The sequence below is a fragment of the Saccharomonospora sp. NB11 genome (assembly GCF_015910535.1).
Taxonomy (GTDB): domain Bacteria; phylum Actinomycetota; class Actinomycetes; order Mycobacteriales; family Pseudonocardiaceae; genus Saccharomonospora.
In genome coordinates this window covers 425,710-452,526 of the sequence record NZ_JACBJG010000002.1, presented here as the reverse complement: position 1 = coordinate 452,526, position 26,817 = coordinate 425,710, and the positions used below count along the sequence as shown (strand labels likewise).

Sequence of the window (26,817 nt, the reverse complement as noted above, 5' to 3'; positions counted from 1 at the left end):
ACGTGTCGGGGTTCACTGGCATCATGCGCCGAGTGAGAACCGTCAGTCTCGATGTCGCGCGTCGCACCGCTCTCGCCGCGCAGGGATTCGCCGACCCCAGGCCCGCCGTCGCCCCCGACCGCAGGCATCTTCGGCGCGTGCTGTCCCGGGTGCGTCTGCTGCAGCTCGACTCGGTCAACGTGGTGGTCCGCGCGCACTACGCGCCCCTGTTCGCGCGGCTGGGGGCCTACGACCGGGAGCTGGTCGACGAGGCGGCGTGGAGTCACAGTGCCCGCCGCCCGCGACTGCTCGTGGAGACCTGGGCACACGAGGCGAGCCTCGTGCCGATCGAGGACTGGCCGCTGTTGCACTCCGGTGCCAAGCCTCGCGGGTGGTGGCGGCACTACGGCCGGATCGCCGAGTCGGAGCCCGCGCTCGTGGCCGACGTGCTCGCCGTCGTGAAGGAACTGGGGCCTGTCGGAGCCGGTGCCGTGGAACGTGAGCTGGCCGGTCCGACCGCACGCACACCCGGCTCGTGGTGGGAACGCTCCGACGTCAAGAAGGTCTGCGAGTGGTTGTTCGGCATCGGGGAGCTGACCACCGGGGCGCGGCGCGGGTTCGAGCGGTTGTACGACCTCAGCGAACGTGTCCTGCCGCCGGAGGTGTTGCGCCGCGAGGTGGACGCGCACACCGCCGCGAGGGACCTCGTGGAGCGGGCCGCCCGGGCGTACGGCATCGCCACCGAGCCGGACCTGCGCGACTACTACCGGCTCTCACCCGCGGTCACGCGGCAGGCCGTCGCGGACCTGGTGGAGGACGGCGCACTGGAGCCGGTGCGCGTGCAGACCTGGCGGGCCCCCGCGTACCGGCACACGGCCGCGAGCACGCCCCGCCGCGTGCACGGTCGGGCGCTGGTCTGCCCGTTCGACCCGCTGGTGTGGGAGCGGAGTCGCACCGAGCGGCTGTTCGACTTCCGGTACCGCATCGAGATTTACGTGCCGGAGGCCAAGCGGGTTCACGGCTACTACGTGTTCCCGTTCCTCCTCGACGGGGCGTTGGTGGCGCGGGTCGATCTCAAGGCAGACCGGGCCGCCGGGGTGCTTCGTGTGCCCGGGGCCTTTGCCGAGCCCGGCGTCGAGCGCGGCAGGGTGGCTGCCGAACTCGCCGCCGAACTCGGCGTCATGGCCGATTGGCTGGGGTTGGACGGCGTCGCCGTCGGCGAGCGTGGAGACCTCGCCGCCGACCTGGCCCGGGCGGTCGACGCCTGATTCAGGCGCGCGTCACCAGGACCCGTCCCGAGCCGCTGCGCGCACGGATCGTCAAGCCGGTCGGTTCGTCGGGCGGCACGTCCGACACCTCCAGATCACTGTGGACGGTGCCCCCGCCGCTGGACAGGTCGATCTCCGCCGTGATGTCGCGTGCGACACCCACGCGGATGTCGCCCGTGCCCGAGATCGCCTCGACGGAACCCGCGGTGGCTTCGTCGATCGTGATCTCACCGCTGGTGGTGCGGACGAGGACCGCGTCGCTCACCGTGCCCAGCCGAACCCCGGCGCTACCGGCGTTCACCGTGGCAGAGCCGCCCAGCGTCGCGATGTCGACCTCGCCGCTGCTCGTGCGCACGCTGGCGGTGTCGGCGACGTGGTCGAGCGTGACGGAACTCGATCCCGTGTTGACGTCGAGCCGCCGACAGGTGCCTCGCACCGTCACCGCGGCGGTCTTCGTCCGTGCCCGCACGTGTGAGTCCCTCGGAGCCCGCACCGTGACGGCCAGGGCTGATGCCATGGGTGGGGTCGCCTTCGGGCCGCGGACGACGACGCGTTCACCGACCTGCTCGATGCGGACGTCCCCCACGGAGTCGGTGGGAGCGGAGAAGCCCCCGAGCTGACCACCGAACATCTCGCCCACCCAGTTCAGCATTCCGGCGGCGCTTTCCGCCCACGGCGGTCCGCCCGCCTGGGTGCGGCGGACCTCGACCAGGACACCGGACGTGTCGTCGAGGCGGACGTCCACCGTCCCGGAGGTGATCTCGACGTCCAACTCGACCGGTCCGTCCGCGTCGAACGTCTGGGTGCGCACGACCTCGTGGTTCTGCTCACTCATGTCGTCACCCCCTGACCCAGCCGTGCAGGTGGGAACCGCCGCGTGGGCCGGGGCCGCCGCGACCGCGTCCGTGGCGGGGATGACCGAACGGCGGGCCCCCGGCGGGCTTCCCGGCCAGCGCGCCCTGGACGGCCTGCTGGACGAACGTGTTGAGCGAGACGCCCTGGGCGGCGGCGGCCTGCTCGGCCTGCGACTTCAGGTGCTCGAACAGACGCAACGTCATCCGGCTGATGTCGCCCGAGTCGCCCGGTGGAGGCGGAGGCGGTGGGGGAGGCGGCTCCGGGCTCTCGGGCGGCTCGGGCTCGCTGCCGCTGACCACGACGCGGACGTCGCGGCCGTCGAGCCGCACCTCCACGACGTGGTCCGGCAGTTGGGCGGTGATCTCCGCCGCGAGGTCGGACATCGCGTTCATGAAAGTCAGTCGGGCGGCCGGTTCGAGCGCGGCCGAGAGCACGGCAGCGGCGCGCTGGAGGTGCTCGTCGCCCGCCCCGGCCGTGGTGGCCAAGCTCTCCCGCAAGGTGGCGAGGTACGGATTCAGGTCCATGACACCACCGTGACACCATCGATGATGTCATGCAAGAGGCCAGCATGATGTCGTCGTGATGTCCGGGGGCGTGGTGGTGGACGTCCCACCGTGAGGGCGCGGTGTCCGACACCGGTTCCCTCCGGAAGTACGCTGCCGGGTGGAAACCGAGTGGAGGGAGTCGGACGTGGCCGAAACGGTGGCGCCCAAGGTGCGGTTGATCGCGAAGACGGAGTTCTTCCCGCCCGAGGATGTGCCGTGGTCGACCGATGCGGACGGAGGTCAGGCGCTGGCCGAGTTCGCGGGACGGGCGTGCTACCAGTCGTGGTCGAAGCCGAACCCGCGCACCGCGACCAACGAGGGATATCTCAGCCACATCATCGACGTCGGACACCTCTCGGTGCTCGAACACGCGAGCGTGTCGTTCTACATCACCGGCATCTCGCGCTCGCTCACGCACGAGCTCATCCGTCACCGGCACTTCTCCTACTCGCAGCTCTCCCAGCGGTACGTGCCGGAGCGCGACGCGGCGTTCGTCGAGCCGGACGTGATCGCGAACGACCCCGAGCTGCACGAGAAGTTCCTCGCCGCCAGCCAAGCGAGCATCGACGCCTACAACGAGCTGCTCGAAGGGCTGGAGAAGAAGTTCGCCGACGCTCCGAGCGCGACCCTGCGTCGCAAGCAGGCCCGACAGGCGGCCCGGTCGGTGCTGCCGAACGCCACCGAGACTCGCATCGTCGTCACCGGCAACTACCGCGCGTGGCGCCACTTCATCGCCATGCGGGCGACCGAGCAGGCCGACGTGGAGATCCGGGCCCTGGCCGTCGAGTGCCTGCGGCAGTTGCAGAAGGTGGCCGAGAACGCGTTCGCCGACTTCACGATCTCGACGTTGCCCGACGGGACCGAGGTGGCGTCGAGCCCCAAGGTCGCCGAGGGCTGACGCGGGCGAGGAGGCACGGCGGAGCCTCACCGGGCATGGTGGTGCCGTGAGGAAACTGACGATCGACGTCCGGCCGGGCGAGTACGCCGTCGCCCGGCTCGACCCGGCCGCCGCGGTGCCGACCCGCCTGTTCGACGCGGTGGACGACTTCGTGTCCGTCACTCGCACCGAGAGCGAGGTGTCGGTCGTGTGCCCCGCGACAGCGGTGGTGGACGGCGCCGTGGTGGAGCCGGGCTGGCGGCTGCTGACTGTGCGGGGGCCGCTGGAGTTCAGCCTGACCGGCATCATGGCCGCCTTGGCGAGCGAGCTGGCGGCGGCCGGGGTGTCGCTGTTCGCGATGTCCACCTACGACACCGACCACCTCCTCGTGAAGGACGACGACCTGCAACGCGCCGTGACGGCGTTGCGTTCGGCGGGGCACGCGGTCGTCGTGTGAGACGACGGCGGGCATCACGCAGCGTCCACGACATTGACTGTTCTTCGCCCGGTCGGGTGAGTGGTCGCTACCATCTCTGGCGCACGAGACGAGGAGATGCAGGGTGACCGACGAGCAGACCTCCACCGCCCCCGCGGTGCCCGCGACGCGGATGATCGCCAACCGATACCGCCTCGGGGGTGAACTCGGGCGCGGCGGCATGGGCGTCGTGTGGCGGGCCGAGGACACCGTGATCGGCAGGCAGGTCGCGATCAAGGAACTGCGCCTCCCCGACGGGGCCGAGGAAGACGTCTTCCAGGAACGCGTGCTGCGGGAGGTGCGCACCGGAGGTCGCCTCAACGACCCCGCCGTCGTGACCGTTTTCGACGTCGTCACGGAGAACGGGATCACCTACATCGTCATGGAGCTGGTCGAGGCTCCGACGCTGTCCGGTCTCGTGCGGCGAAACGGGCCGCTGCCGTCGCAGCAGATCGCCGCGATCGGGCTGCAGGTGCTCTCGGCCCTGCGTGCCGCCCACCAGTCCGGGATCGTCCACCGCGACGTCAAACCTGCCAACATCATGGTGGCCCCCAACGGTCGCGCGAAGTTGACGGACTTCGGCATCGCGCAGGCCATCGACGACCCCCGCATCACCACGAGTGGCATGCTCGTCGGCTCTCCGGCCTTCATGGCGCCCGAACGGGTCGCCGGGAGCGAGGCGATGCCGGCGTCGGATCTGTGGTCGCTGGGCGCGGCGTTGTTCTTCGCGGCGGAGGGCACCGTGCCGTTCGAGCGCGCGTCCACGGCGGCGACGTTGCACGCGATCATGAACGAGGTCCCGTACCTCACGAAGGTTCAGGGCCCGCTCGCCTCGGCGATCATGGGCCTGATGGCGACGTCGCCCGAGGGACGCATCTCCGCCGAACAGGCCGAGCACCTCCTGACACTCGCCGCGCAGCAGCAACCCGCGATGCCGACCCCGCCGGGCGGACAGCCGACCCTGCACCACTCGGCGCCCACGCAGGTCGCAGGCTTCGCCGGAGGTCCGGTCGGGCGGCCCGCGAGGTCACCGGGGCGCACGAAGGTCCTGGTGTCGGTCGGTGCGCTCGCCGGGGTCGCCCTTCTCGTGGCGGGCTTCTTCCTCGGCAAACCCGTGTGGTCGCCGAGCGTGGACGAGCAGATGCTGCCCACGCTGACCTACGGCGCGGGTGGTGACATCGTCGAGCTGGTGATCGACTCCACCTACGACTGCGTCAACACCACCCTGGACAAGGGGCGTGCGATCGGTCAGAGCAACTGGGTGGACTGCGAGGAGTCCCACGACGTCGAGTGGTTCGACAGTCTGCGGCCGATCGGCGGCTCCGACGAGCAGGGCGTCCCGGAGGCCCGCTACCCGGGGGAGGAGGAACTCGCCCGCTACGCCGAGACGGTGTGCGGTCTCACGTTCCACTCGAACAGGGTCTCGGACGCCCAGCGTCCCGGGCTGGCCTACCGCGCGCTCATCCCGACCAAGCAGGAATGGGAGAAAGCGCCGGCGGGCGACTACGACAAACCCATCCGGCACGTGCACTGCTTCCTCGGCAACAAGGACGGCGGGCAGCGGGTCGGTTCCGTGCTGCAGGACGTGGCGTAACCGGAAAAGTTTCCCGCTCCGGAGTCGCGCCACCGGCAATTCTGTCGTCCCGCCCGACGGGGTGACGGGAACGCTGTCGTTCGCGTCGGTCGGGGCGGTCGTCGTCGGATCGAAGAGGTACCGTCAGTTTCATGTCGATCGCACCACCCACCCCACCCACGGCCGCGCCGGGACGCCCGTTCGGCCGGGTGCTCACCGCCATGGTCACGCCGTTCACCGCCACCGGCGCGGTGGATCTGAAGCGGGCCCAGGAACTCGCCGTTCACCTGGTGGAGTTGGGCAACGACGGTCTCGTCGTCAACGGCACCACGGGGGAGAGCCCCACCACCACGGACAGCGAGAAGACCGACCTGGTGCGCGCAGTGGTCGAAGCCGTCGGTGACAGGGCGACCGTGGTCGCCGGTGCGGGCACCAACGACACGGCGCACAGCGTCGAGATGGCCAAGGAAGCGGCGAAGGCCGGTGCGCACGGCCTGCTCGTCGTGACGCCGTACTACTCCCGGCCCACCCAGGCGGGCCTCTACTCGCACTTCACCAGCGTCGCCGACGCCACCGAGCTGCCGGTGATGCTGTACGACATCCCGCCACGGTCGATCGTGCCGATCGAGGTCGACACGCTGCGCAGGCTCGCCGAGCACCCGCGCATCATCGCCGTCAAGGACGCCAAGGGCGACCTGCTGGCGGGCAGCGAGGTCATCGCGAACACGCACCTCGCGTACTACTCCGGTGACGACGGACTGAACCTGCCGTGGCTGTCGGTGGGCGCGACCGGCGTGGTCAGCGTCATCGGTCACGTCGTGGCGGGCCGTATCCGCGCCATGATCGACGCCTACGAGGACGGGGACACGTCCACCGCGCGCACCAACCACCGCGGCATGATCCCGGTGTACCGGGCGTTCTCGCGCGTCGGCGGCGTCGTGTTCGCCAAGACGGCGTTGCGGCTGCGTGGGATGGACGTGGGTGACCCGCGTCTGCCGATCGTCCCGGCCACGGACGACCTCGTCCGTGCCATCGCCGAGGACCTCACGCAGGCCGGTGTGCCGTTGGAGACCTCGCCGGAGAGCGACTGGGCGGGCTCGCGTGTCGCCGCCGTCGACTCGGCCGCCGCCTACGTCACACCCACCACACACACGAGCGTTGGGACCATCCACCGGTGACTTCTCAGCTCAGCGGGCCGGGACCCGACCACCTGCCGCCGCCGCTGCCCGAGGGTGGGCTGCGCGTCGTCGCGCTCGGCGGCATCGGCGAGGTCGGTCGCAACATGACGGTCTTCGAGTACGACGGCAAGCTGCTCGTCGTCGACTGCGGCGTGCTCTTCCCCGAGGACGCCCAACCCGGTGTCGATTTGATCCTCCCCGACTTCCGGGCCATCGAGGAACGGCTCGACGACATCGAGGCCCTCGTGCTCACCCACGGGCACGAGGACCACATCGGGGCCGTGCCCTTCCTGCTGCGGATGCGTCCGGATCTCCCCGTGTACGGGTCGCGGTTCACGCTCGCGCTGCTGTCGGCGAAGTGCCGGGAACACCGGCAGCGTCCCACGCTGATCGAGGTCACCGAGGGTGAGCGGCGCACGGTCGGGGCGTTCGAGCTGGAGTTCTTCGCCGTCAACCACTCCATCCCGGACGCGCTCGCGGTCGCCCTGCGCACGCCCGCGGGGATCGTGCTGCACACCGGCGACATCAAGCTCGACCAGCTTCCGCTCGACGGCAGGCTCACCGACCTGGCAGGCTTCTCCCGGCTCGGCGACGAGGGCGTCGATCTGCTGTGCATCGACTCCACCAACGCCGAGGTCCCCGGGTTCGTCACGCCGGAGCGGGACATCGGCCCGGTGCTCGACGACGTGATCGCGCGGGTGCGGCAGCGCGTCATCGTCGCCTGCTTCGCCAGCCACGTGCACCGCGTGCAACAGGTGCTCGACGCCGCGCACCGGCACGGCAGGCGCGTGGCGTTCGTCGGCCGGTCGATGGTGCGGAACATGACCATCGCCTCCGAGCTCGGGTTGTTGAACATCCCGCCGGGGCTGCTCATCGACCTCGACGAGGCGGTGAACCTGCCCGAGACGAAGGTGCTGTTCGTCTCCACCGGGTCGCAGGGCGAGCCGCTCTCGGCGCTGTCGCGCATGGCGCGCGGCGAGCACAAGCAGATCTCCATCAAGGCCGGCGACACGGTGGTGTTGGCCAGTTCGCTGATTCCGGGCAACGAGACCGCCGTGTTCGGCGTGATCAACGGGCTCGTGCGACTCGGGGCCGACGTGGTGCACCAGGGCAACGCGAAGGTGCACGTGTCCGGGCATGCCTCGGCGGGGGAGCTGCTCTTCCTCTACAACGCGATCCGGCCGAGCAACGTCATGCCCGTCCACGGTGAGTGGCGGCACCTGCGGGCGAACGCGGCGTTGGCCGTGCGCACCGGGGTCGCCGAGGAGAACGTCGTGCTGGCGGAGGACGGCGTCGTGGTCGACCTCGTCGACGGCAAGGCGTCCGTGACGGGCCGGGTCGAGGTCGGCATGGTCTACGTCGACGGGTTGTCGGTGGGCGACGTGGGCGAGTCCACGCTGTCCGACCGGCTCGTGCTGGGCGAGGGCGGGTTCATCGCCATCACCGTCGCCGTCGACTCGACGACCGGGCGCGCCGTGAGCGCACCGACGTTGTCCGGTCGGGGGTTCTCCGACGACCCGAAGGCGCTCGACGAGGTGACGCAGCTCGTGGAGATGGAGCTCTCGCGCACGGAGTCCGAGGGCATCACCGACACGCACCAGATCGCGCAGGCGGTGCGACGGGTGGTCGGCCGTTGGGTCGCCGAGACCTACCGGCGTCGGCCGATGATCGTTCCGACCGTCATTCCCGTGTGAGTGTTGCCGAGGGGAGGCACCCGCTGTGAGGGGCGGGTGCCTCCCCTCGGCGTCAGCGGTCGTCTCGGGGCGGTGTGTGCCGACCCCGGCCGGTGAGGCTCACCACCACCAGCGCCGTCAGGACGAGGACGGCCTGCACGATCAGGGCCCTCCGCGCGCGGCGCTGCTCGGTTCGAGTCGGGCGGCTCATGCGTTCCCCCTGCTGTGTCGCTCTTGTCGGGTCACCCACTTGGAAGCGTCGGCGGCGCGATCGGTTCCCGTCCGACGGATTGCCGCAGCGATTCAGCGCTCAGCGTGAGGGAGTGGCTCGGCCGCCCCGGTCGCGGGACCGCCCTGAGCGGTGGGTGCGGTCAGTTGCACCACCGTCGCGCCGCCGAGGAGCACCGCGGCGCCGAGGAGCTGGACCCACACGAGCGACTCGTCCAGCAGCAGCCAGGCCGAGGTGGTGGCCACGAGAGGTTCCAGGAGTGCCAGCACACTCGCCGTCGACACCGGAAGGTGCCGCAGTGCCGTGATGCCCGCCAGGTAGGCGAGCACGGTCGAGAACAGCGAGACGGCCACCAACAACAGCCACACCGGGGGCTGCCACGGCCCCAGCTCGGCCGGGGCCGTCAGCAGCGACCCCGGCAGCGTCCACGGGGGTGCCACGACGCACACGGCGACCGCGCCGATGGTCATCCCCCACGTCACCATGCCCAACGGATGCTGGCTGGCCACGCCGTGCTCACCGATCAGGAAGTACGCCGCGGAGCACACCGACGCCCCGATGCCCGCCGCGAGGCCGAGGACGTCGAGGGTGAGTCCTTCGTGGACCCGCGCAACGAGGGCGAGGCCCACGATCGCCGTTGCGATCCCCGCCCACATCGGCCACGGGAGGCGGACCCGACGTACGAACCGCACCCACAGCGCGACGAGCACCGGCGAGGCGAACTCCAGCAGGATCGCGATGCCCACGGGCACGCGGGAGGCCGAGAGGAAGTAGAACAACTGCACGCCGGCGACGCCGAGCAGCCCGTAGCCCAGCAGGACCCGCCACTGTCCTCGCCGCACCCGCAGCAGCCCGGGGCGGGTGAGACCGACTCCGACGAGCAGGACGACGGCGGCGATACCGATGCGTGCGGCGGCCACCTGTTCCGGGGACAGGCCCACCACCATGGCGGGCTTGCCCAGCGCGCCGGAGGTGCCGAAGCAGATCGACGAGAGGACAAGCAGCAGAATTCCGCGAGTGCGGCGCCGGGGCGGAGTCTCGCTCGCCGGCTCGGTGGTTCTGTCGGATGAACCGGACGTGCTCACGACTCCGCTCCGGGCCGCCACGGGCTGTGCCCGTCGGTGGGGCGGGTCGGGTCGACGAACCGCGGCACGTCGGGCTCGGCGGCACGCAGGGGAACGAGTCCGTCGGTGATCGCCCGCATGATCGCCGCGTGCGCCTTGACCGCGTCACCCGGGCGCCCCGCCGTGAAGGGCGAGAGGTCGACGGGTTCTCCGAAGTGGACCCGGAAGGTGGGACGGCGCAACGGAGAGGTCAGGCCCGACCGGGCGAGGGGCAGGATGTCGGAGAACCCGGTGACGGTCTCGGTGCCCCAGTACACGGCCTCGTGCGCTCCCCACTGGCTGATGGGGATGACGGGCACGCCCGCCGAGAGCGCGAGCCGGGCCGCGCCGGTCTTGCCGCGTTCCGGCCACAGCCCCGGGTCGTGGCTGATGCGACCCTCCGGGTACACGATGATCGGCGCGGTGGTGGTGCGCAGGGCCTCGGCGGCCTGGGCGAACTGAGCGACCGCCGACGCCGAGCCGCGGTCGACCCGCAGGTGTCCGCTCGCTCGCAACGCGGGTCCCAGCACGGGAGCGTCCAACAGTCCGCCCGCGAGCATGAATCGCGGTGCCAGGCCCAGTCGTCGGCACGCGGCCATCAGGACGAACGCGTCGAACACGCCGATGTGGTTGGCGGCCATGAGCAGAGGTTTGCCCCGCAACGACGCCGGAACGCTCCCACTGACCCGGAGCCGTCCCGCGAGGTTGACGACTCCGTGGTCGAGCGCGAGCATCGTCCGCCACACCAGCGGAACTCGCGTCTTTCCACCCCGGCCGGAGGACCCACGGTCGTGTCGAAGCGCCACCATGGGCGCAAAGCATGTCACGCGTGCTCGCGCGCGGGACACGGGGCGTGGGTGAGGTCGATCAATATCACCTGTGGCCAGTGTGGCGCCCGGGACGCATGGGGTGCAGCGGCTACCGTAGGGGCATGGCGAGCGGCTCGACGACACGGGGGCGAGGCAACGCGGGACGAGGACCGCAGCGCTCGACGAAGGCGAAGTCCTCGACGAAGTCCGGCTCGGGGCCGGCGAGGTCGAAGGCGACGTCCGGCCGATCCTCCGCCGCGCGCCGGACACCCGCGAAGCGCTCGTCGGGAGGTCCGGTCGCCAAGACCGTGCGAGGCACCTGGCGGATGGTCGCGCGCGGGGTCGGCGGGGTGGCCAGGGCGGTCGGCCGTACCCGTGAGCTGGACCCCGAACACCGCCGGGACGGACTCGCACTCGGACTCGTCGCCCTGGGCCTGGTCGCGGCCATCGGCGTGGGCTGGGAGGGGGCGGGACCGGTCGGCGAGGCCATTGCCATCGGCACCCGCAGTGTCCTCGGGTCCGCGGCCCTCGTGCTGCCCATCACGTTGTTCGGCGCCGCGATCGTGCTCATGCGTTCCCAGCCGCGCCCCGAGACCCGGCCGCGCATGGTGGTCGGCGGCCTCCTCGTCGGACTCGCCGTCCTCGGGCTGCTGCACCTGATCAGCGGTAGGCCGCAGAGCCACCAGGATCAGATGTACGCCGGAGGATGGATCGGCTGGCTCTCCGGCGACCTGCTCGCCCGGGGAGTCACGGGCTGGGTGGCCGTCCCGTTGCTCGTTCTCGTCCTGGCGTACGGCGTACTGGTGTGTTCCGGGACGCCCGTCCGGCGTGTCCCGCAGCGGGTGCGCGAGTGGATGGGCGAGGAGGACGACACCGCCGAGGAGCCCGAACGGGCCGCCGCGAACGCGAGGAGCGCGCGACGCCGGGAGAAGTCCGAGGTGGACACGGCATCCGCCGTGTCCGGCGCAGTGACCGAGACCGACCCCGCGACCGCGCGACTGCGGCGACCCGCTCGCAAGCGGGGCACCAGCGCTCGACGCGACGGTGCCGACGACGCGCAGCCGACTCTGGACCTCGCCGTCCCGTCGGACGAGGCCACAGCCGACACCGTGGCGGTGTCGACGGCGTCGCGGGCGTCGTCGCCCGCCCGGCCGAAACGCACCGCGAAGACGCCCCGCCGGACCGCGTCCGCGTTGTCGGTCACCCGATCCGTGGAGGGGGACTACACCCTTCCCTCACTGGAACTGCTGACTCTCGGCGACGCCCCGAAGGGACACAGCCGGGCCAACGACGAAATGATCGACGCGATCACCGGCGTCATGGAGCAGTTCAAGGTCGACGCGCAGGTCACGGGCTTCACCCGCGGTCCCACGGTCACGCGGTACGAGGTCGAACTCGGTCCGGGCGTGAAGGTCGAGAAGATCACGGCGCTGGCGAAGAACATCGCCTACGCCGTGGCCACGGAGAACGTGCGGCTGCTAGCCCCGATCCCCGGCAAGTCGGCGGTGGGCATCGAGGTGCCGAACACCGACCGGGAGATGGTGCGGCTCGGCGACGTACTGCGGTCACCGGCGGCCGTCGAGGACGACCACCCGATGGTCATCGGTCTCGGCAAGGACATCGAGGGCGACTTCCTCACCGCCAACCTGACGAAGATGCCGCACCTGCTCGTGGCCGGTTCCACGGGCTCCGGCAAGTCGAGCTTCGTCAACTCGATGCTGGTGTCCCTGCTGGCCAGGGCGACGCCCGACGAGTGCCGCATGATCCTCATCGACCCGAAGATGGTCGAGCTGACCCCGTACGAGGGCATCCCGCACCTGATCACGCCCATCATCACGCAGCCGAAGAAGGCCGCGGCGGCCCTGGCCTGGCTCGTGGAGGAGATGGAGCAGCGCTACCAGGACATGCAGGCCAACCGGGTACGTCACATCGACGACTTCAACCGGAAGGTGCGGTCCGGGGAGATCACGGCGCCGCCGGGCAGCGAACGCGTCTACCGGCCGTACCCGTACATCATGGCGATCGTCGACGAGCTGGCCGACCTCATGATGACCGCGCCCAGGGACGTCGAGGACGCCATCGTGCGGATCACGCAGAAGGCGCGGGCCGCGGGCATCCACCTCGTGCTGGCGACCCAACGCCCGTCGGTGGACGTTGTCACGGGGCTGATCAAGACCAACGTGCCGTCCCGCCTCGCCTTCGCGACGTCGTCCCTGACCGACTCGCGGGTCATCCTCGACCAGGCGGGCGCGGAGAAGCTGATCGGGATGGGTGACGCGCTCTATCTGCCCATGGGAGCGGGTAAACCCACCCGTGTGCAGGGTGCCTTCGTCAGTGACGAGGAGATCGCGGCCGTCGTCGCGGCCACCAAGGAACAGGCCGAGCCCGACTACACCGAGGGCGTCACGACGGGCAAGGCGAGCGAGAAGAAGGACATCGACCCGGACATCGGCGACGACCTGGACGTGCTGCTGCAGGCGGCCGAGCTGGTGGTCAGCTCCCAGTTCGGCTCGACGTCGATGCTGCAGCGGAAACTGCGGGTGGGCTTCGCGAAGGCGGGCCGGTTGATGGACCTGTTGGAGACCCGCGGCGTGGTGGGGCCCTCGGAGGGGTCGAAGGCCCGCGAGGTGCTGGTGAAACCCGACGACCTGCCAGGGGTGCTCGCCATGATCCGTGGCGACGATCCCCCTGCCGAGGAGTGAGCAGTGGCGACCAGTCTCGATCCGGACGTCGTCGAGGGGATGCGCGTCTTCGCCATTCCCATGCGGACGCGATTCCGTGGGATCACCGTGCGCGAGGGCATGCTGCTGCGTGGTCCGTCGGGATGGGGGGAGTTCTGCCCCTTCGACGACTACACCGACGCGGGGTCCGCGCCCTGGCTCGCCGCCGCGCTCGAACAGTGTTCGCAGTCGTGGCCGACCCCGGTGCGGGAGCGGATTCCGGTCAACTGCACGGTGCCGGCGGTCGGGCCGGACGCGGCCCACGAGATCGTCGCGCGCTCGGGGTGCCGCACCGCGAAGGTCAAGGTGGCCGACCGGCCGGACTCGCTCGGCGAGGACCAGGCGAGGGTCGAGGCCGTCCGCTCCGCGCTCGGTGCCGACGGGGCGATCCGCGTGGACGCCAACGCCGCGTGGGACGTCGAGACCGCCGTGCGCTCCATCCGGGTCCTCGACCGCTCGGCGGGCGGCCTGGAGTACGTCGAGCAGCCCTGCCGGACCGTGCCGGAGCTGGCGCAGGTGCGGCGGCGGGTGGACGTGCGGATCGCGGCCGACGAGTCGATCCGGCGCGCGGAGGACCCGCTTCGGGTGGCGGTGGCGGAGGCCGCCGACGTCGCGGTGCTCAAGTGCCTCCCGCTGGGAGGCGTGCACCGCGCTCTGGAGGTGGCCGAGGCGTGCGGGCTGCCCTGCGTGGTGTCGTCGGCGCTGGAGACCAGTGTCGGGCTGGCCGCCGAGGTGGCGCTGGCCGCGGCGTTGCCCGAGCTGCCGTTCGCGTGTGGACTCGGCACGTTGTCGCTGCTGGACGGTGACGTGGTGGCCGAGCCCGACGCGCTGCGGCCGGTCGACGGTCACCTCCGTGTGCCCGAGCGCACGCCGGAACCCGACCCTGCGCTGCTGGACGCCCACGCCCCCACCGATCCGGTGGGCGTCGCGCGATGGTTGTCCCGGTTCTCCCGCGTCAGCGCGGTGTTGCGGCGACGCTGAACGCTCAGCAGCCGGACCCTCGGGCGTCGCGCCGTTCGTCGAGGTGCAGCAGCATGCGCGTGTTGCCGAGGGTGTTCGGCTTGACGAACGGCAGATCGAGGAACTCGGCGACGCCGGTGTCGGCGGAACGTCGCATCTCCTCGTAGACCTCGCGGGGCACCGGCGTGCCCGTGATCTCGGCGAAACCGTGGCGGGCGAAGAACTCGGTCTCGAACGTCAGCACGAACAGACGCTTCAGTCCGAGTTCGACGGCGAGGTCGACGAGCCGCCCCACCAGCGCGTGCCCGATGCCGCGACCGCGCACCGACCGGTCCACGGCCACCGTGCGGATCTCGGCGAGGTCCTCCCACATGACGTGCAGGGCACCGCAGCCGACCACTCGGCCGTCCAGCTCGGCGACCCAGAACTCCTGCACGTCCTCGTAGAGGGTGATCAGGTTCTTCTCCAGAAGCACCCGGCCCGCGTCCGAGTCGACCAACGACTTGATGGTGCGCACGTCGGCGATGCGGGCGCGCCGTATCAGGGGTGCTTGCACAGGCATCAACGCTAACGCCTGTCCCGTTCGGCCGTGACCAGGGTGTGCTCGACCGTGGCCGGGTGCCCGTTACCCTGAACAGGTGTCCAGCTCTGAATCCACGTCCCATCGCCGAGTGTCCCTGCTGACCTTGGGGTGTGCCCGCAACGAGGTCGACTCCGAGGAACTCGCAGGACGGCTCGTCGCGGGTGGGTGGGAGCTCAGCGACGACCCCTCCGACAGTGACGTCGTCGTCGTGAACACCTGCGGGTTCGTCGAACAGGCGAAGAAGGATTCGGTCGACACGCTGCTGGCCGCGGCCGACACGGGCGCGAAGGTCGTCGCCGTGGGCTGCATGGCCGAGCGGTACGGCCGCGAGCTGGCGGAGAACCTGCCCGAGGCCGACGCGGTGCTCGGCTTCGACCACTACCCGGCCCTCGCCGAGCGACTCACCGACGTAGCGGAGGGTCGTACGGTCGAGTCGCACACCCCGACCGACCGGCGCACGCTGCTCCCGATCACGCCGGTCGAGCGGCAGGCCGCGGCGGCCGACGTCGCGGTGCCGGGACATGCGGGCTGGGGACCGCGGGTCCTGCGCTCCCGGCTCGACGACTCGCCCGTCGCCCCGCTGAAGATCGCGTCCGGCTGCGACCGCCGCTGCTCCTTCTGCGCCATTCCCTCGTTCCGCGGGTCGTTCGTGTCGCGCCACCCCGACGAGCTGATGGCCGAGGCGGAGTGGTTGGCCGCCCACGGCGCGCGCGAGTTGTTCCTCGTGAGCGAGAACTCGACGTCCTACGGCAAGGACCTCGGCCGTGAACTCGGCGGGACGCGCGCGCTGGAGCAGTTGCTGCCCCGACTCGCGGCCGTCGACGGCATCGACCGCGTCCGCGTCTCCTATCTGCAGCCCGCGGAGACCCGCCCCGACCTCGTGAAGGTCATCGCGACCACGCCCGGTGTCGCCGACTACTTCGACCTGTCTTTCCAGCACTCCAGCGAGAAGGTGTTGCGGCGGATGCGGCGGTTCGGCTCCACGGAGTCGTTCCTCGCGTTGATCGAGCAGATCCGCTCCTACGCGCCGGAGGCGGGCATCCGCACCAACGTGATCGTCGGCTTCCCCGGGGAGACCGAGGAGGACGTCGCCGAGCTGGAGCGCTTCCTCACCGAGGCGAGGCTCGACGCGGTGGGGGTCTTCGGGTACTCCGACGAGGACGGCACCGAGGCCGAGACGTTCGACGGCAAGCTGGACGAGACCGAGATCGCCGAGCGCGTGGGGCGGGTGTCCGCGTTGGTGGAGGAACTCACGGCGCAGCGCGCCGAGGACCGGGTCGGCTCGGTGGTGGATGTGCTCGTCGAGTCGGTGGACGAGGAGATCGTCGGCCGCGCGGCGCACCAGGCCCCGGAAGTGGACGGCGAGTGCGTCGTGCTCGGCGACATCGAGTGCAAGGTCGGTGAGCTCGTGCGCTGCGAGGTGGTGGACAGCGCGGGCGTCGACCTCGTCGTACGCCCGATCACCCCGGACCCGGACCTCGGAACGTGAGTGTCGACAAGGCCGGTCACGCCGCCGACGGCGAAGTCGAGGGTGTCGGCGGCGCGAAGGCGGCTGTCCCCACGCTGAACGTCGCCAACGTCCTCACCGTGTTGCGGTTGGTGTTGGTGCCGGTGTTCGTCGTGGCGCTGTTCGCGGGCGACGTCACCGGATCGGAGGGCGAGGGGACGGACGTCTCGCCTTGGCGTTACGTGGCCGCGGCGGTCTTCGCGGTGGCGGCCCTGACCGACCGACTCGACGGGTGGGTGGCGCGGCGGTTCGACCTCGTCACCGACTTCGGCAAGATCGTCGACCCGATCGCGGACAAGGCACTGATCGGCGCCGCGTTGCTCGGACTGAGTGTCCTGGGCGAACTCCCGTGGTGGGTGACCGGAGTGATCCTCGGGCGTGAGCTCGCGGTCACGCTGCTGCGGTTCTGGGTGATCCGGCACGGAGTCATCCCGGCCAGCAAGGGCGGCAAGGCGAAGACGCTGGCCCAGGTGCTGGCCATCGGGGTCATGCTGCTGCCGCTGCCGACGCAGGTCGATCCGGTGGAGTGGGTGCTGCTGGGACTGGCGCTCGTGCTCACGGTCGTGACCGGCGTGGACTACCTGGTACGCGCGTTGCGGCTGCGTGCGGTGGCGCGGCAGGGACCGGTGGACGTGAAGTGAGCACGGTCGGCGCGGTCGACGGTGCCGCCGACCAGGCGGCGTGGCTCGTCGGGGAGCTGACCCGGCGAGGACAGACCGTGGCCGCGGCCGAGTCGCTGACGGCCGGACTCGTGTGCGCGACGCTCACGGAGGTGCCCGGGGCGAGCGCCGTCCTCCGGGGTGGCCTCGTCGTCTACGCCACCGATCTGAAGCACGTCCTCGCCGGGGTGTCCCACGAGTTGCTGGCCGAGCACGGGGCCGTGCACCCGGAGGTCGCCGCGCAACTGGCCGAGGGAGTGCGTCGCCGCTGCTCCTCCGACTGGGGTCTCGGGTTGACCGGGGTGGCCGGGCCCGACCCACAGGACGGCAAGCTGCCCGGCACGGTGTACGTCGGTCTCGCGGGCCCGGACACCCGCGTCGTGCGAACCCTGACGCTTCCGGGAGGCCGAGGGGAGGTACGCGCGGGCGCGGTCGCGGGCGCTCTGGAGCTGCTTCGGGAACACCTCGGCTGAGTCGTGCGTTCGCTGTGGGCGGACGATTGCGTTGTGCACCTGCGCTTCGTCCCCCGGTCTCGGTACCGTGGACACAAGGAAGGGAGGCGCGTGATGACCGTGCTGTTGCGTGAGGCGATCGGTGATCGGCTCCGTCATGCCCGCACCACCAAGCGCCGGACGCTGCGCGACATCTCCCGCGCCGCCAGGGTGAGTCTCGGTTACCTGTCCGAGGTCGAGCGGGGGCAGAAGGAGGCGTCCAGCGAGCTGCTCGCGTCGATCTGCGAGGCGCTGGAGCTGCCGTTGAGCGAGTTGCTGCACAACGTGGCCGCCGACGTCTCGGCTCTGGACCGGGTCGACTCGGCGGTGGAGCCCAGGCCCGACGAGTTCGCCGCCGTGAACGATGCCGGCGACGGTGAGGACAAGGCGACCGGGAATCGCGAGCAGAGCTTCGAGGGTGGCCGGTTGGCCGCCGGACGTCGGGGCGAGGACGTCGCGGACTTCCGATTGTCGCCGACCCTGCGCACCACGATCCGGGCTCCGAAGTCGAAGCCGGTCCTGGCCGCGTAGGTCCGTGTAGGGGGCCGTTCGGTGACAAGTGCGTCACCGAACGGACTCGACACGATCAGGGCAATCCCTGAATTCCCCGGGGTCGCCTGGTACGGCGGCGGTCGACCTGACACGATGGAACCCACACACGGGGATCACACGGTCGACCGACGACGGCAGGGACGGGGGCGTTGCTGCCGATCGGGTGCCGATGTCGCCCCGTTCGGTAACTGTGGGACGTGAGAAAGCAGGCGGAGGAGATGGCCAACCCTTTCGTGAAGTTCTGGAAGTACCTCATGGCGGCGTTCTCGTCCAAGGTTGACGAGCACGCCGATCCGAAGGTGCAGATCCAGCAGGCCATCGAGGAGGCTCAGCGCAACCACCAGGCCCTGTCGCAGCAGGCTGCCTCGGTGATCGGCAACCAGCGCCAGCTGGAGATGAAGCTCAACCGGCAGCTGGGCGAGGTCGAGAAGCTGCAGGCCTCCACCCGCCAGGCGTTGACGCTCGCCGACGAGGCGCGGGCCAAGGGCGACGAGAAGAAGGCACAGGAGTTCGAGACCGCTGCCGAGGGCTTCGCGGCGCAGCTCGTGACCGCCGAGCAGTCGATCGAGGACCTGAAGACGCTGCACGACCAGGCGTTGCAGGCCGCCGAGCAGGCCAAGCAGGCCGTCGAGCGCAACGCGAGCATGCTCCAGCAGAAGCTGGCCGAGCGCACCAAGCTGCTGTCGCAGCTTGAGCAGGCCAAGATGCAGGAGCAGGTGTCCGCGTCGCTGAACCAGATGACGGAGCTGGCCGCTCCGGGCAACACCCCGTCGCTCGACGAGGTCCGCGACAAGATCGAGAAGCGCTACACCACGGCGCTCGGGTCGGCCGAGCTGGCGCAGAACTCCGTGCAGGGCCGGATGCTGGAGGTCCAGCACTCCACCACGCAGCTCGCGGGTCACAGCCGCCTGGAGCAGATTCGCGCCTCGATGAAGGGCGAGTCGGTCGCCCAGGTCACGAGTGGAGACTCCGCGAGCAGCAGCTCGTCGTCGGCGACCTCGGACGTCCAGAAGGAGATCCAGGCTCGGGTCGAGGCCGAGCGCCAGAAGAACCAGGCGTGAGCACAGCCGCAACCGTGTGGGGGTGACCGTGGCGGGCGGACGGAACGAGCGCTTCGCGAAGTTCGACAAGCATCTGCAACGTCTGCCCGACTACGCTCAGCGTGCCCAACGTGCGGTGCGGTCCTACACCGAGAGCGCGACCGGGCGGACGTCCGAGGGCCGCACCGACGCACGCCCGGTTCCCACCACGCCGATCGTGCCTCCCGTCGTCGCCGAGTTCCGCGAGAAGTGGGTGCGGTGGAACGACCCGGCGGCGAAGCACGAGCGGCGCAAGCGACGCACCTCGCGAGCGCTGACTCTCTGGGTGGTGCTGACGCTGCTCTGCGGGCTGTACGCCTTCGTGGGCTACGCCGGTGTCACCGGCGGCGCCGACGGCCTGCAGGGAGCGCTGAGCGGTCTGGTGGGTGTGGTGATCTTCGGGGCGCTCGGCACGCGCTCCGGCATCCGTCTGTACCAACTCAGCAGGACCGCCGTCGCCCCGGCGCCGCGTCCGGCCGCGTTGCCGCGTGTCGGCTCGGCGGCGCGGGAACCGATGGAGCAGCTCGCCCGGAGCGAGTCGTCGCTCGCCGAGCTGCTCGACCAACTTGCCATGCCGACGACCGGCGGCACCGTCTCGGCGGTGCCGCCGTTGTCGGTCGAGCAGACGCGCAAGACGGCCGAGGAGGCCGCCACCGTGTTGCGCGGTCTCGCCGCGCGGATCGAATCCGTGGAACGCGCCCGTGTCTCCGCTCCCGAATCCCAACGACCGGCGTTGGACTCGGCGATCGACGGACTGCGCGAACAGCTCGACGGGGGAATCGAGGAGTACGGTGCCCTCGTCGCGGCGGCGGGACGTGCCGTCGCGGCCTCCAGCGGCGGTGTGCCGCAGGCCAAGGAGGCCCTCACCGACGCCACCGACCGGCTCGCCGGGCTGGCGTCGGCTCTGCGTGAACTCTCGTCTCCGTGAGAACAGGTCCCGCTCGGGTGAGCCGGTTGACCGACTGCCGAGCCGGGTAGGTACTACGCGCCAGACTCTGTCATGAAAGGACAGCGGCGTGAACCTGTTCCTGTTCGACGACGACACGGTCCCGCTTCCTCCCATCACGACGAGCCAGGCCGTCCAGCGTGTGTTGTCGGTGTTCGACGCGCTCTCGCGTGGCCTCGGCCCCGCTCCGCTCGTGCGATTGCGGTGCCGGGAGGACGTGCTGGTGGAGGCGAAGGTCGTCGACGAGCGGGTGAGGTCGGGGGAGCGGCTGCCGTTGGTGGGCACGCTGGTGGCGGCGCCGGATCACCCCGCGGTGGTCGGACGGCTCGCCCGGGCGGGAGCGGTGGTCGCGGGACACACCGTGCCCGGCACCCCGTCTCCGGGCTCCGAGGCACGCTTGGAGACGTTGAGCAAGCTCGACGCCCTGCTCGTCACCGAACCGCCCGCCGGATGCCGCGGAGTCGTCGGCTTCGTGCCGACCCGAGGTCTGCTGCCGACGAGTGACTGCGGAGTCACCACGGTGTTGGCGCGCGACGCCTCCGTCGCGCAGCAGGTGGCGGCAGCCATTACGGGGCCGGACTCTCGCTCCGGCCCCCGGGGATTCAGTCGGTACTGGCCGGACTCGGTGCGCCTGAGCGCGGGGCAGCACCCGAGAATCGCCGTCCCGGATGCGGACTTCCTCGCCGGGCTCCCTGTCGTCGAGGCCGCTCGGCTCCGCGCGACGGCCACCACGCTGCGAGTCGCGGGGGCGTCGACGACCGAGGTCGCTCTGTCGGCTTCGGGGAGCGGTCCCGACGTCTGCCGCCGCCGCGCCGCGCACGCGCTGCAGCACCACGACGCCGTCCTGCTGCCGTTGGGCACGGGCGCGTGTTCGCTCAGCCGCCTGGTGACCCGGCTCGACACCGCCGCCATGCTCGTGCCGCTTCGGCACGAGAGCGGGATCGGCTTGTTGGCGAAGCCCTTCGACGACCAGGTGGTGCTGGACCTCGCCGGGTTGCTCACCGGGTCGCAGGCCTCCGGCCCCTACCCGGACGTCGGCGTGCGGTTGGTCGCCTTCGGGTCGTTCCTCAGGGGACAGCCCCGGGCGGTGGAGCTGGAGCGCGTCGGCGCGCGGTTCACCGGCTTCGCGACGACCACCCGGCAGTACCGGCTGGTGCTGCTGGAGGACGGCCCGCCCGAGGCCGGGGTGGTGCCTGCCTCGGGGCCGACCGACGGCGGGCCGCTGCTCGGGGAGGAGTGGCTGCTGGCTCCCGCCGCGTTGGGCGAGTTCGTCGCCCACCTGCCCGCGCCGATGCGCCTGGGCACGGTGGAGCTGGCCGACGGGACGAGTTCCCTCGCCGTTCTGTGCGACCCCGCTGCGGCGGACGGTGGCCTCGACCTGACCCGCTGGGAGTGCTGGCGGGCCTACCTCAGGCACCTCAGCGCGGTGCGGCCTGCCGCTGCGCGAGCCGGGAGTTGATCCGTCGCACCACGGCGGGCCCGTGCAGCGCGAACGCGCTGAAGATCTGCAACAGGCTCGCGCCCGCGTCGAGCATCCGCAGCGCGTCGTCCGGGCTGCCGATGCCGCCGACGCCGATGATCGGCAGGGAGTCGCCCACCTGCTCGTGGACGAATCGCACGACCTCGCGCGACCGCGCGGCGAGTGGGCGGCCGGACAACCCGCCCTGTTCGGCAGCGAAGCGAGCGTCCTGGGGTGCGAGTCCGTCGCGGGACAGGGTCGTGTTGGTGGCGATGAGCCCGGCGACGTCGTGGTCGAGGCACACCCCGAGCAGTTCGGAGATGGCGTCGAAGGTCAGGTCGGGAGCGATCTTCACGAGCAGCGGCACTCGCCCGCGTCCACTCGTCGCGGCGAGCTCCTTCGAGGTGCGGGACAACTCGGCGAGCAGCTCGGTGAGCGCACCACGGTCCTGCAGCGTCCGCAGTCCGGGTGTGTTGGGGGAGCTGACGTTGACGGCCACGTAGTCGGCGTATGGCGAGAGCGTGACGAGCGAGTCGCGGTAGTCGGCGATGGCGTCCTCGACGGGCGTGATCTTCGACTTGCCGATGCTGATGCCGAGGGGGACGTCGGGCTTGCCGGTCCTGGAGAGTCGCTCGGCGAGCGCGGCGGCCCCGGCGTTGTTAAACCCCATGCGGTTGAGCACGGCGTCACTGGCGTCGAGGGTGAACAACCGAGGGCGGGGGTTGCCGGGCTGGGCGTGCCGGGTCACCGTGCCGACCTCCACGAACCCGAACCCGAGCGCCGACCAGGCTTGCAGGGCACGACCGTCCTTGTCCATGCCCGCAGCGAGCCCGAGCCGGTTGGGGAAGCGGACGCCGAACACCGTGCAGGGGTCGTCGACCCGGTAGTGGCGGCGCAGTGCGGTGGTCAGCCGGTCGACCGAGCTCACTCGTTCGAGCACCCGCACCGTGCGTTCGTGCACGGCTTCGGCGTCGTGGCGGTGCAGCCGGTAGAGGGCGGGACGGACGATCCTGTCGAAGAGCACGGCACCCAGTATCCGACACGGTTCTCGTCCGCAGCGGCCGGGAGGGCGGCCGGTCGAGCACTGTGACGGCCCCTGAACAGGGAGAAGCCCCCAGTGCGACTCCCGAACGTCGTCAGCCGCTCGGGCCCGGGACGGACCGGTTCCCGGGAACACTGGGGGCCGGTGACTGCCTGGTATTCACCGACAGGCACACGCGTCAACTGGGTGGCCCGTGTGCGCTGTCAGCGGACAGCCACCTCACGAGTCCTGTGGATATTCACCGTTGGACCACCTCCCTTCTCGTGTAATCGCCACGCTAGGCGCACGATGTCGGGTGCGGCAACGCGTTTTCCGGCGCCGTACCGGTGGGGGCGTCACGGGGCCGTCAGCGGGGTGCAGGGCCCGGCTGGCACCGCGGGCAGTACCAGGTCGGCCGAGCCCGGATCCCCTCGCCCTGGTCGGCCACCAGGACCGGGCCTCCGCAGCGCAGACAGCCCTGCCGCGTGCGCTCGTACACCCAACTGCGCCGACCCGGAGCGTCCGTGCCGGTGGTGACCCGGCGCGAGCGACGTGCGTTGACCCTGAGCAGTCGATGGGCCAGTCGCACCGCCCGGTCGACGTCCACCTCCGACACCGGGGTCCAGGGGGAGACGCCGAGCAGGAAGCAGATCTCGGTCTTGAACACGTTGCCGACGCCCGCCATGACGCGCTGGTCGAGCAATGCCTCACCGATCGCGAGGTCGGGTCGGGCCCGCAGCGCCGCCACGGCGGTCTCGGCGTGCTCCGGACCCCAATCCGGGTCGAGCAGGTCGGGACCCAGGTGCGCCACGAAGCGGGACTCCTCGGCCGTGGGCACGAGGTCGAGGTCGTGGACGCGGAAGCCGACGACCTGCGCGGTGTGATGGGTGAGCACGACCCTGGCGTGGTGGCCGGGCATCGACCAGCGCTGTCCGCGACGGAACACGCGCCACGAGCCGTCCATCATGAGATGGCTGTGCAGACTGGTGTCGTCGGAGAAGCGCAGGAAGAGGTGCTTGCCCACCGTGCGCACGGCGGTCACGTCCAGCCCGGCGAGGTCGAGCGCCGCGAGCCTCGGGTGTCGGAAATCGGTGTGGGTGAGGGTGTGTCCGACCAGCGCGCTCCGGAGTCGCTCGCCGGTGTGGAAGACGGTGTCACCCTCGGGCACGCCTCAGCCCGTCTCGTACTGCGCGTACGGACGACGCGCCGGAGGGTGCGGTGCGGGCCCGCGATGAGGGGCGTGGGGCGGAGGCGGTGGCGGGGCGTCCGGTTCCTCGCCGCTCAACCGATGACGGCCGGCTCGGTCGGACCGGAGGATCTTGGCCAGCACCATGTTGAACGTCAGCGCGATCTCCTGCGCCGCGGGCGAGTTCCACGCGTGGATCGGTGTGCACGCGCCCTGCGCCTGTTGGACGACGAGCCGGTCGGGGATCGCCGTCGGCATGACGAGCCTGCCGAAGGACTCGCGCAGTTCCTGCACCCGGTACTCGTGCTCGTAGGAGCGGTTGCGCAGCCGGTTCACGACCACACCCGCGGGCTTGAGCCGCGGGTTGTGTTCGGCCCGGATGGACTCGATGGCCTCCAGGGCCCGCTGTGCGCCCGCCACGGCGTACATCGTGGGCTCGGTGACAAGCAACGCACTGTCAGCGGCGATGAGGGCCGAGCGGGTGAGTCGCCCCAGTGACGGCGGGCAGTCGAGGATGGCGAGTTCGTACGGTCGGCCCCTCGGGGCGCGTCGCAGCTCGTCCAGTGCGCGCGCGAGGCTGTCCATCCGGTGGGCGTGTGGCCCCGGCTCGTTGAGCAGCTCCAATTCCTCGGAGCCGACGAGGACGTCGACGTCGTCGCTCCAGCCGCTGGCCGCGATCGCCTGCGACAGCACCTCGAGTCGAGGCGTCTCCAGGACGTCGGCGAGCGTGGCGTCGGTGAGAGGTGGGTCGAGCGTCGCGGTGGCGTTGCCCTGTGGGTCCAGGTCCGCCACCAGCGTCCGGGTCCCCCTGCGGAGCGCGGCAGAGGCGACACCGAGAGCGACCGTCGTCTTTCCGACGCCACCCTTGAGGCTCAGTACGGCGACCGTGTGCACGCCTGCGAGCGTAGCCGGGGATGGTCACCGTGAGAACGCGTGAGGTGTCCCAACTAGGCTTGGGGGCCATGCGAGCGGAGACTTCGGCCGGTCACGGGTCGGCGGCGGTGCGGAAGGTGTTGGAGACCGAGCTGCGTGCCGCGCGGGCCCGGGGCGCGCAGGAGCCTGTGGTGGTGGACGTGGGCGGCGGCAGTGGCGTGTGGGCCGTGCCCTTCGCCGCCGCCGGATGCCGGGTGACGGTGGTGGAGCCCAGTCTCGACGCGCTCGCCACGCTCGAACGGCGCGCGGCCGAGGACGGTGTCTCCGACCGGATCACCGTCGTGGCCGACGACTCCGACGCCCTGGCCGACCACGTCCGGCCCGGCACGGCCGACCTCGTGCTCGCCCACTCGCTGCTGGAGGTCGTGGACGACCCGCGCCGCACCGTCGACGCGATCGTCGAGGCCACGGCGCCGGGTGGTGCGGTGTCGGTGCTGGTCGCCAATCGGCACGCCGCCGTGTTGCACCGCGCGTTGACCGGTCGCCTCGTGGAGGCGCGGGAGTTGTTGTCGCAACCCGACGGCGTGTGCGCCGGTGACTCGGAGACGGTGCTGCGCCGCTTCGACGTCGACCGACTCACCACGTTGCTCGCCGAGGCGGGACTGACCGTGGAGACCGTGCGCGGCGACGGCGTCGTGTCGGAGATCGTCACCCCAGAGGACACGGAGTCCTGGGAGAACGACCTCGCCGAGTTCGAGGCCGTCGCGGCCGGAGCCGCCCCGCTGCGCGACATCGCCGCGCGACTGCACGCGCTGGCCCGCGTTCCGCGCTGACGCCTCGGCGGGCCGGAAACGTCGGTGGCACGACGTAGGCTCGCCTCGACATGGGACGAAACACGGCTCTGCCCGAGGAGTTCGCCCGGTTCCGGGTCACCGACTCGTCGTGGCCCGACGACACCGGGTGCCATCTGCTGCACGTCGACATGGACGCGTTCTTCGCGGCGGTCGAGCTGCGCAGTCGTCCCGAGCTCGCCGACCGACCGGTCGTGGTCGCGGGCGCCGGACCGCGCTCGGTGGTGCTGTCGGCGAACTACCCGGCTCGTCGGTTCGGGATCTCGTCGGCCATGCCGGTGGCCGCCGCGCGCAAGCTCTGCCCACATGCCGTCTACCTGCCGCCCACGCGCGGGCTTTACAGCGAGGTCTCCCGTGGCGTCATGGCGCTCTTCGGCGAGTACACACCGCTGGTCGAGCCGCTGAGCCTCGACGAGGCGTTCCTCGACGTCCGGGGTGCGTTGCGGCGGCTGGGAGCCACGCCCGTGGAGATCGGCCGGGAGATCCGGGCACGGGTCGAGTCGGAGTACGGCGTGACCTGTTCGGTCGGGGCGGCGGGCGTCAAGTTCGCGGCGAAACTGGCCTCCGGCATGGCGAAACCCGACGGCATGGTCGTGGTTCCCGTCGCCGAGATGGTGTCGTTCCTGCACCCGCTGCCGGTGTCGGCGTTGTGGGGTGTGGGGCCGAAGACGGCCGAGGCGTTGCGAGCACACGGCCTGTCGACCGTCGGCGAGCTCGCCGCGACTCCGGTGGACCGCCTCCGCCGATGGGTCGGCAGCGCCACGGCGGAACACCTGTCCGCGCTCGCCCACGGCCGGGACGAGCGGGCCGTGGTGCCGCAGACGGAGGAGAAGTCGCTGGGCGCGGAACGGACGTTCGACACCGACCTCGCCGACCGCGCGGAACAGGAGCGCCAGTTGCTGAGCCTCGCCGAGAAGGTGGCCGCGTCGCTGCGACGTCGTGGGCTGCGGGGCCGGACGGTGTCCGTCAAGATCAGATTTGCCGATTTCCGCACCATCACACGGGCGCGAACCCTGCCGACCGCGACGGACGTGGCGCGGACGATCCACACCCACGCGGTCACGTTGCTCCGCGAGACCGGCACGACCGCCCCGGTGCGGCTGCTGGGTGTACGGGCCGAGGGACTCGTCGGCGCGGAGGAGCCGGAGCAACTCAGCCTCGACGACGCGCGCCCGTCGACGCGGTGGCGGGACGCCGAGGTCGCCGCGGACGTGGCCCGGTCCAAGTTCGGGGCCGGGGCAGTGCGGCCTGCCTCGCTGCTCCGGCGTGACGTACGGTGATCGTGACGCGAGTTGATCATGCGTTCGCGGTCGGTCGCCACGGTCCTCAGCAGGGCCGATTCCGGCTGTGGGTGGTTGGCTTGCGC

General features: G+C 71.1%; 27 protein-coding genes. 17 read left to right on the top strand and 10 right to left on the bottom strand.

The window, feature by feature from the left end:
- Window positions 1–23 precede the first annotated feature (23 nt).
- Window positions 24–1,247: a winged helix-turn-helix domain-containing protein gene (locus JAV51_RS04375; RefSeq protein WP_197319304.1), complete on the top strand. Its 1,224-nt coding sequence runs from the start codon at window positions 24–26 to the stop codon at window positions 1,245–1,247.
- A 1-nt stretch (window position 1,248) separates the two neighbouring features.
- On the opposite strand, the gene JAV51_RS04370 is transcribed toward JAV51_RS04375, so the two are convergent.
- Window positions 1,249–2,082: a DUF4097 family beta strand repeat-containing protein gene (locus JAV51_RS04370; RefSeq protein ID WP_197319303.1), complete on the bottom strand. Its 834-nt coding sequence runs from the start codon at window positions 2,080–2,082 to the stop codon at window positions 1,249–1,251.
- 4 nt (window positions 2,083–2,086) lie between these two features.
- Entirely contained in the window at window positions 2,087–2,626 is a 540-nt protein-coding gene (locus tag JAV51_RS04365; RefSeq protein WP_197319302.1) for a toxin-antitoxin system HicB family antitoxin, read from the bottom strand.
- Between the two features lie 166 nt (window positions 2,627–2,792).
- Between JAV51_RS04365 and thyX the strand changes: the two genes are divergently transcribed.
- The 5 genes from thyX (at window position 2,793) to JAV51_RS04340 (ending at window position 8,444) form a co-directional block, all read left to right on the top strand.
- Window positions 2,793–3,545 carry an FAD-dependent thymidylate synthase gene (gene thyX, locus JAV51_RS04360; protein ID WP_197319301.1) on the top strand — a complete coding sequence of 251 codons (753 nt, stop codon included), beginning with the start codon at window positions 2,793–2,795 and terminating at the stop codon, window positions 3,543–3,545.
- 46 nt (window positions 3,546–3,591) lie between these two features.
- The gene (locus JAV51_RS04355) at window positions 3,592–3,981 is read left to right on the top strand and encodes an ACT domain-containing protein (RefSeq protein ID WP_197319300.1); all 390 of its coding nucleotides are present in this window, start codon (window positions 3,592–3,594) and stop codon (window positions 3,979–3,981) included.
- A gap of 103 nt (window positions 3,982–4,084) precedes the next feature.
- Window positions 4,085–5,593, top strand: coding sequence for a serine/threonine-protein kinase (locus JAV51_RS04350; protein ID WP_197319299.1), 1,509 nt, complete (start codon window positions 4,085–4,087; stop codon window positions 5,591–5,593).
- Window positions 5,594–5,724: 131 nt separating this feature from the next.
- Entirely contained in the window at window positions 5,725–6,750 is a 1,026-nt protein-coding gene (dapA, locus tag JAV51_RS04345) for a 4-hydroxy-tetrahydrodipicolinate synthase (RefSeq protein WP_197319298.1), read from the top strand.
- Window positions 6,747–8,444 carry a ribonuclease J gene (locus JAV51_RS04340; RefSeq protein ID WP_197319297.1) on the top strand — a complete coding sequence of 566 codons (1,698 nt, stop codon included), beginning with the start codon at window positions 6,747–6,749 and terminating at the stop codon, window positions 8,442–8,444. The genes dapA and JAV51_RS04340 overlap by 4 nt, the downstream gene beginning before the upstream one ends.
- A gap of 52 nt (window positions 8,445–8,496) precedes the next feature.
- On the opposite strand, the gene JAV51_RS04335 is transcribed toward JAV51_RS04340, so the two are convergent.
- From JAV51_RS04335 to JAV51_RS20440, 4 genes are all read right to left on the bottom strand, one after another.
- A complete protein-coding gene (locus tag JAV51_RS04335; protein ID WP_197319296.1) occupies window positions 8,497–8,634 on the bottom strand; it encodes a hypothetical protein in 138 nt (45 codons plus the stop codon).
- 92 nt (window positions 8,635–8,726) lie between these two features.
- Window positions 8,727–9,737, bottom strand: a complete 1,011-nt coding sequence (locus JAV51_RS04330) for a DMT family transporter (protein ID WP_197319295.1) — start codon at window positions 9,735–9,737, stop codon at window positions 8,727–8,729.
- Entirely contained in the window at window positions 9,734–10,564 is an 831-nt protein-coding gene (locus tag JAV51_RS04325; RefSeq protein WP_374058971.1) for a lysophospholipid acyltransferase family protein, read from the bottom strand. The genes JAV51_RS04330 and JAV51_RS04325 overlap by 4 nt, the downstream gene beginning before the upstream one ends.
- A gap of 109 nt (window positions 10,565–10,673) precedes the next feature.
- Complete coding sequence (locus JAV51_RS20440) at window positions 10,674–10,883, bottom strand: hypothetical protein (RefSeq protein WP_307845730.1); 210 nt, start codon at window positions 10,881–10,883, stop codon at window positions 10,674–10,676.
- 7 nt (window positions 10,884–10,890) lie between these two features.
- Here JAV51_RS20440 and JAV51_RS04320 point away from each other — a divergent pair, with 7 nt between their 5' ends.
- Both JAV51_RS04320 and JAV51_RS04315 read left to right on the top strand, forming a co-directional pair.
- Window positions 10,891–13,266, top strand: coding sequence for a DNA translocase FtsK (locus JAV51_RS04320; RefSeq protein ID WP_307845733.1), 2,376 nt, complete (start codon window positions 10,891–10,893; stop codon window positions 13,264–13,266).
- Between the two features lie 3 nt (window positions 13,267–13,269).
- Complete coding sequence (locus JAV51_RS04315) at window positions 13,270–14,265, top strand: o-succinylbenzoate synthase (protein ID WP_307845729.1); 996 nt, start codon at window positions 13,270–13,272, stop codon at window positions 14,263–14,265.
- A gap of 4 nt (window positions 14,266–14,269) precedes the next feature.
- Here JAV51_RS04315 and JAV51_RS04310 read toward each other — a convergent pair whose 3' ends face one another.
- On the bottom strand, window positions 14,270–14,806 hold the full coding sequence (locus tag JAV51_RS04310; protein WP_197319293.1) for an amino-acid N-acetyltransferase: 537 nt from the start codon (window positions 14,804–14,806) through the stop codon (window positions 14,270–14,272).
- A 76-nt stretch (window positions 14,807–14,882) separates the two neighbouring features.
- Here JAV51_RS04310 and rimO point away from each other — a divergent pair, with 76 nt between their 5' ends.
- From rimO to JAV51_RS04275, 7 genes are all read left to right on the top strand, one after another.
- Window positions 14,883–16,316, top strand: coding sequence for a 30S ribosomal protein S12 methylthiotransferase RimO (rimO, locus tag JAV51_RS04305; protein ID WP_197319292.1), 1,434 nt, complete (start codon window positions 14,883–14,885; stop codon window positions 16,314–16,316).
- Complete coding sequence (gene pgsA / locus JAV51_RS04300; RefSeq protein ID WP_197319291.1) at window positions 16,313–16,975, top strand: CDP-diacylglycerol--glycerol-3-phosphate 3-phosphatidyltransferase; 663 nt, start codon at window positions 16,313–16,315, stop codon at window positions 16,973–16,975. The genes rimO and pgsA overlap by 4 nt, the downstream gene beginning before the upstream one ends.
- Entirely contained in the window at window positions 16,972–17,466 is a 495-nt protein-coding gene (locus JAV51_RS04295; protein ID WP_197319290.1) for a CinA family protein, read from the top strand. The genes pgsA and JAV51_RS04295 overlap by 4 nt, the downstream gene beginning before the upstream one ends.
- Before the next feature lie 93 nt (window positions 17,467–17,559).
- A complete protein-coding gene (locus tag JAV51_RS04290; RefSeq protein WP_197319289.1) occupies window positions 17,560–18,015 on the top strand; it encodes a helix-turn-helix domain-containing protein in 456 nt (151 codons plus the stop codon).
- A 239-nt stretch (window positions 18,016–18,254) separates the two neighbouring features.
- Complete coding sequence (locus JAV51_RS04285; protein ID WP_197319288.1) at window positions 18,255–19,097, top strand: PspA/IM30 family protein; 843 nt, start codon at window positions 18,255–18,257, stop codon at window positions 19,095–19,097.
- A gap of 28 nt (window positions 19,098–19,125) precedes the next feature.
- Window positions 19,126–20,043 carry a hypothetical protein gene (locus JAV51_RS04280; protein WP_197319346.1) on the top strand — a complete coding sequence of 306 codons (918 nt, stop codon included), beginning with the start codon at window positions 19,126–19,128 and terminating at the stop codon, window positions 20,041–20,043.
- Between the two features lie 88 nt (window positions 20,044–20,131).
- Window positions 20,132–21,520 carry an amidase gene (locus JAV51_RS04275; protein ID WP_197319287.1) on the top strand — a complete coding sequence of 463 codons (1,389 nt, stop codon included), beginning with the start codon at window positions 20,132–20,134 and terminating at the stop codon, window positions 21,518–21,520.
- Here the strand turns inward: JAV51_RS04275 and JAV51_RS04270 are convergent.
- The 3 genes from JAV51_RS04270 to JAV51_RS04260 form a co-directional block, all read right to left on the bottom strand.
- Window positions 21,480–22,544 (bottom strand): quinone-dependent dihydroorotate dehydrogenase, encoded by a 1,065-nt coding sequence (locus JAV51_RS04270; protein ID WP_197319286.1) that lies wholly within the window; start codon window positions 22,542–22,544, stop codon window positions 21,480–21,482. The genes JAV51_RS04275 and JAV51_RS04270 overlap by 41 nt on opposite strands.
- A 364-nt stretch (window positions 22,545–22,908) precedes the next feature.
- Window positions 22,909–23,709, bottom strand: a complete 801-nt coding sequence (locus tag JAV51_RS04265; RefSeq protein ID WP_197319285.1) for an Fpg/Nei family DNA glycosylase — start codon at window positions 23,707–23,709, stop codon at window positions 22,909–22,911.
- A gap of 3 nt (window positions 23,710–23,712) precedes the next feature.
- On the bottom strand, window positions 23,713–24,621 hold the full coding sequence (locus tag JAV51_RS04260; RefSeq protein WP_197319284.1) for a ParA family protein: 909 nt from the start codon (window positions 24,619–24,621) through the stop codon (window positions 23,713–23,715).
- Window positions 24,622–24,689: 68 nt separating this feature from the next.
- On the opposite strand from JAV51_RS04260, the gene JAV51_RS04255 reads away from it, so the two are divergent.
- Both JAV51_RS04255 and dinB read left to right on the top strand, forming a co-directional pair.
- On the top strand, window positions 24,690–25,433 hold the full coding sequence (locus JAV51_RS04255; RefSeq protein ID WP_197319283.1) for a bifunctional 2-polyprenyl-6-hydroxyphenol methylase/3-demethylubiquinol 3-O-methyltransferase UbiG: 744 nt from the start codon (window positions 24,690–24,692) through the stop codon (window positions 25,431–25,433).
- A 50-nt stretch (window positions 25,434–25,483) separates the two neighbouring features.
- Window positions 25,484–26,731: a DNA polymerase IV gene (dinB, locus tag JAV51_RS04250; RefSeq protein WP_197319282.1), complete on the top strand. Its 1,248-nt coding sequence runs from the start codon at window positions 25,484–25,486 to the stop codon at window positions 26,729–26,731.
- Window positions 26,732–26,817: the final 86 nt, after the last annotated feature.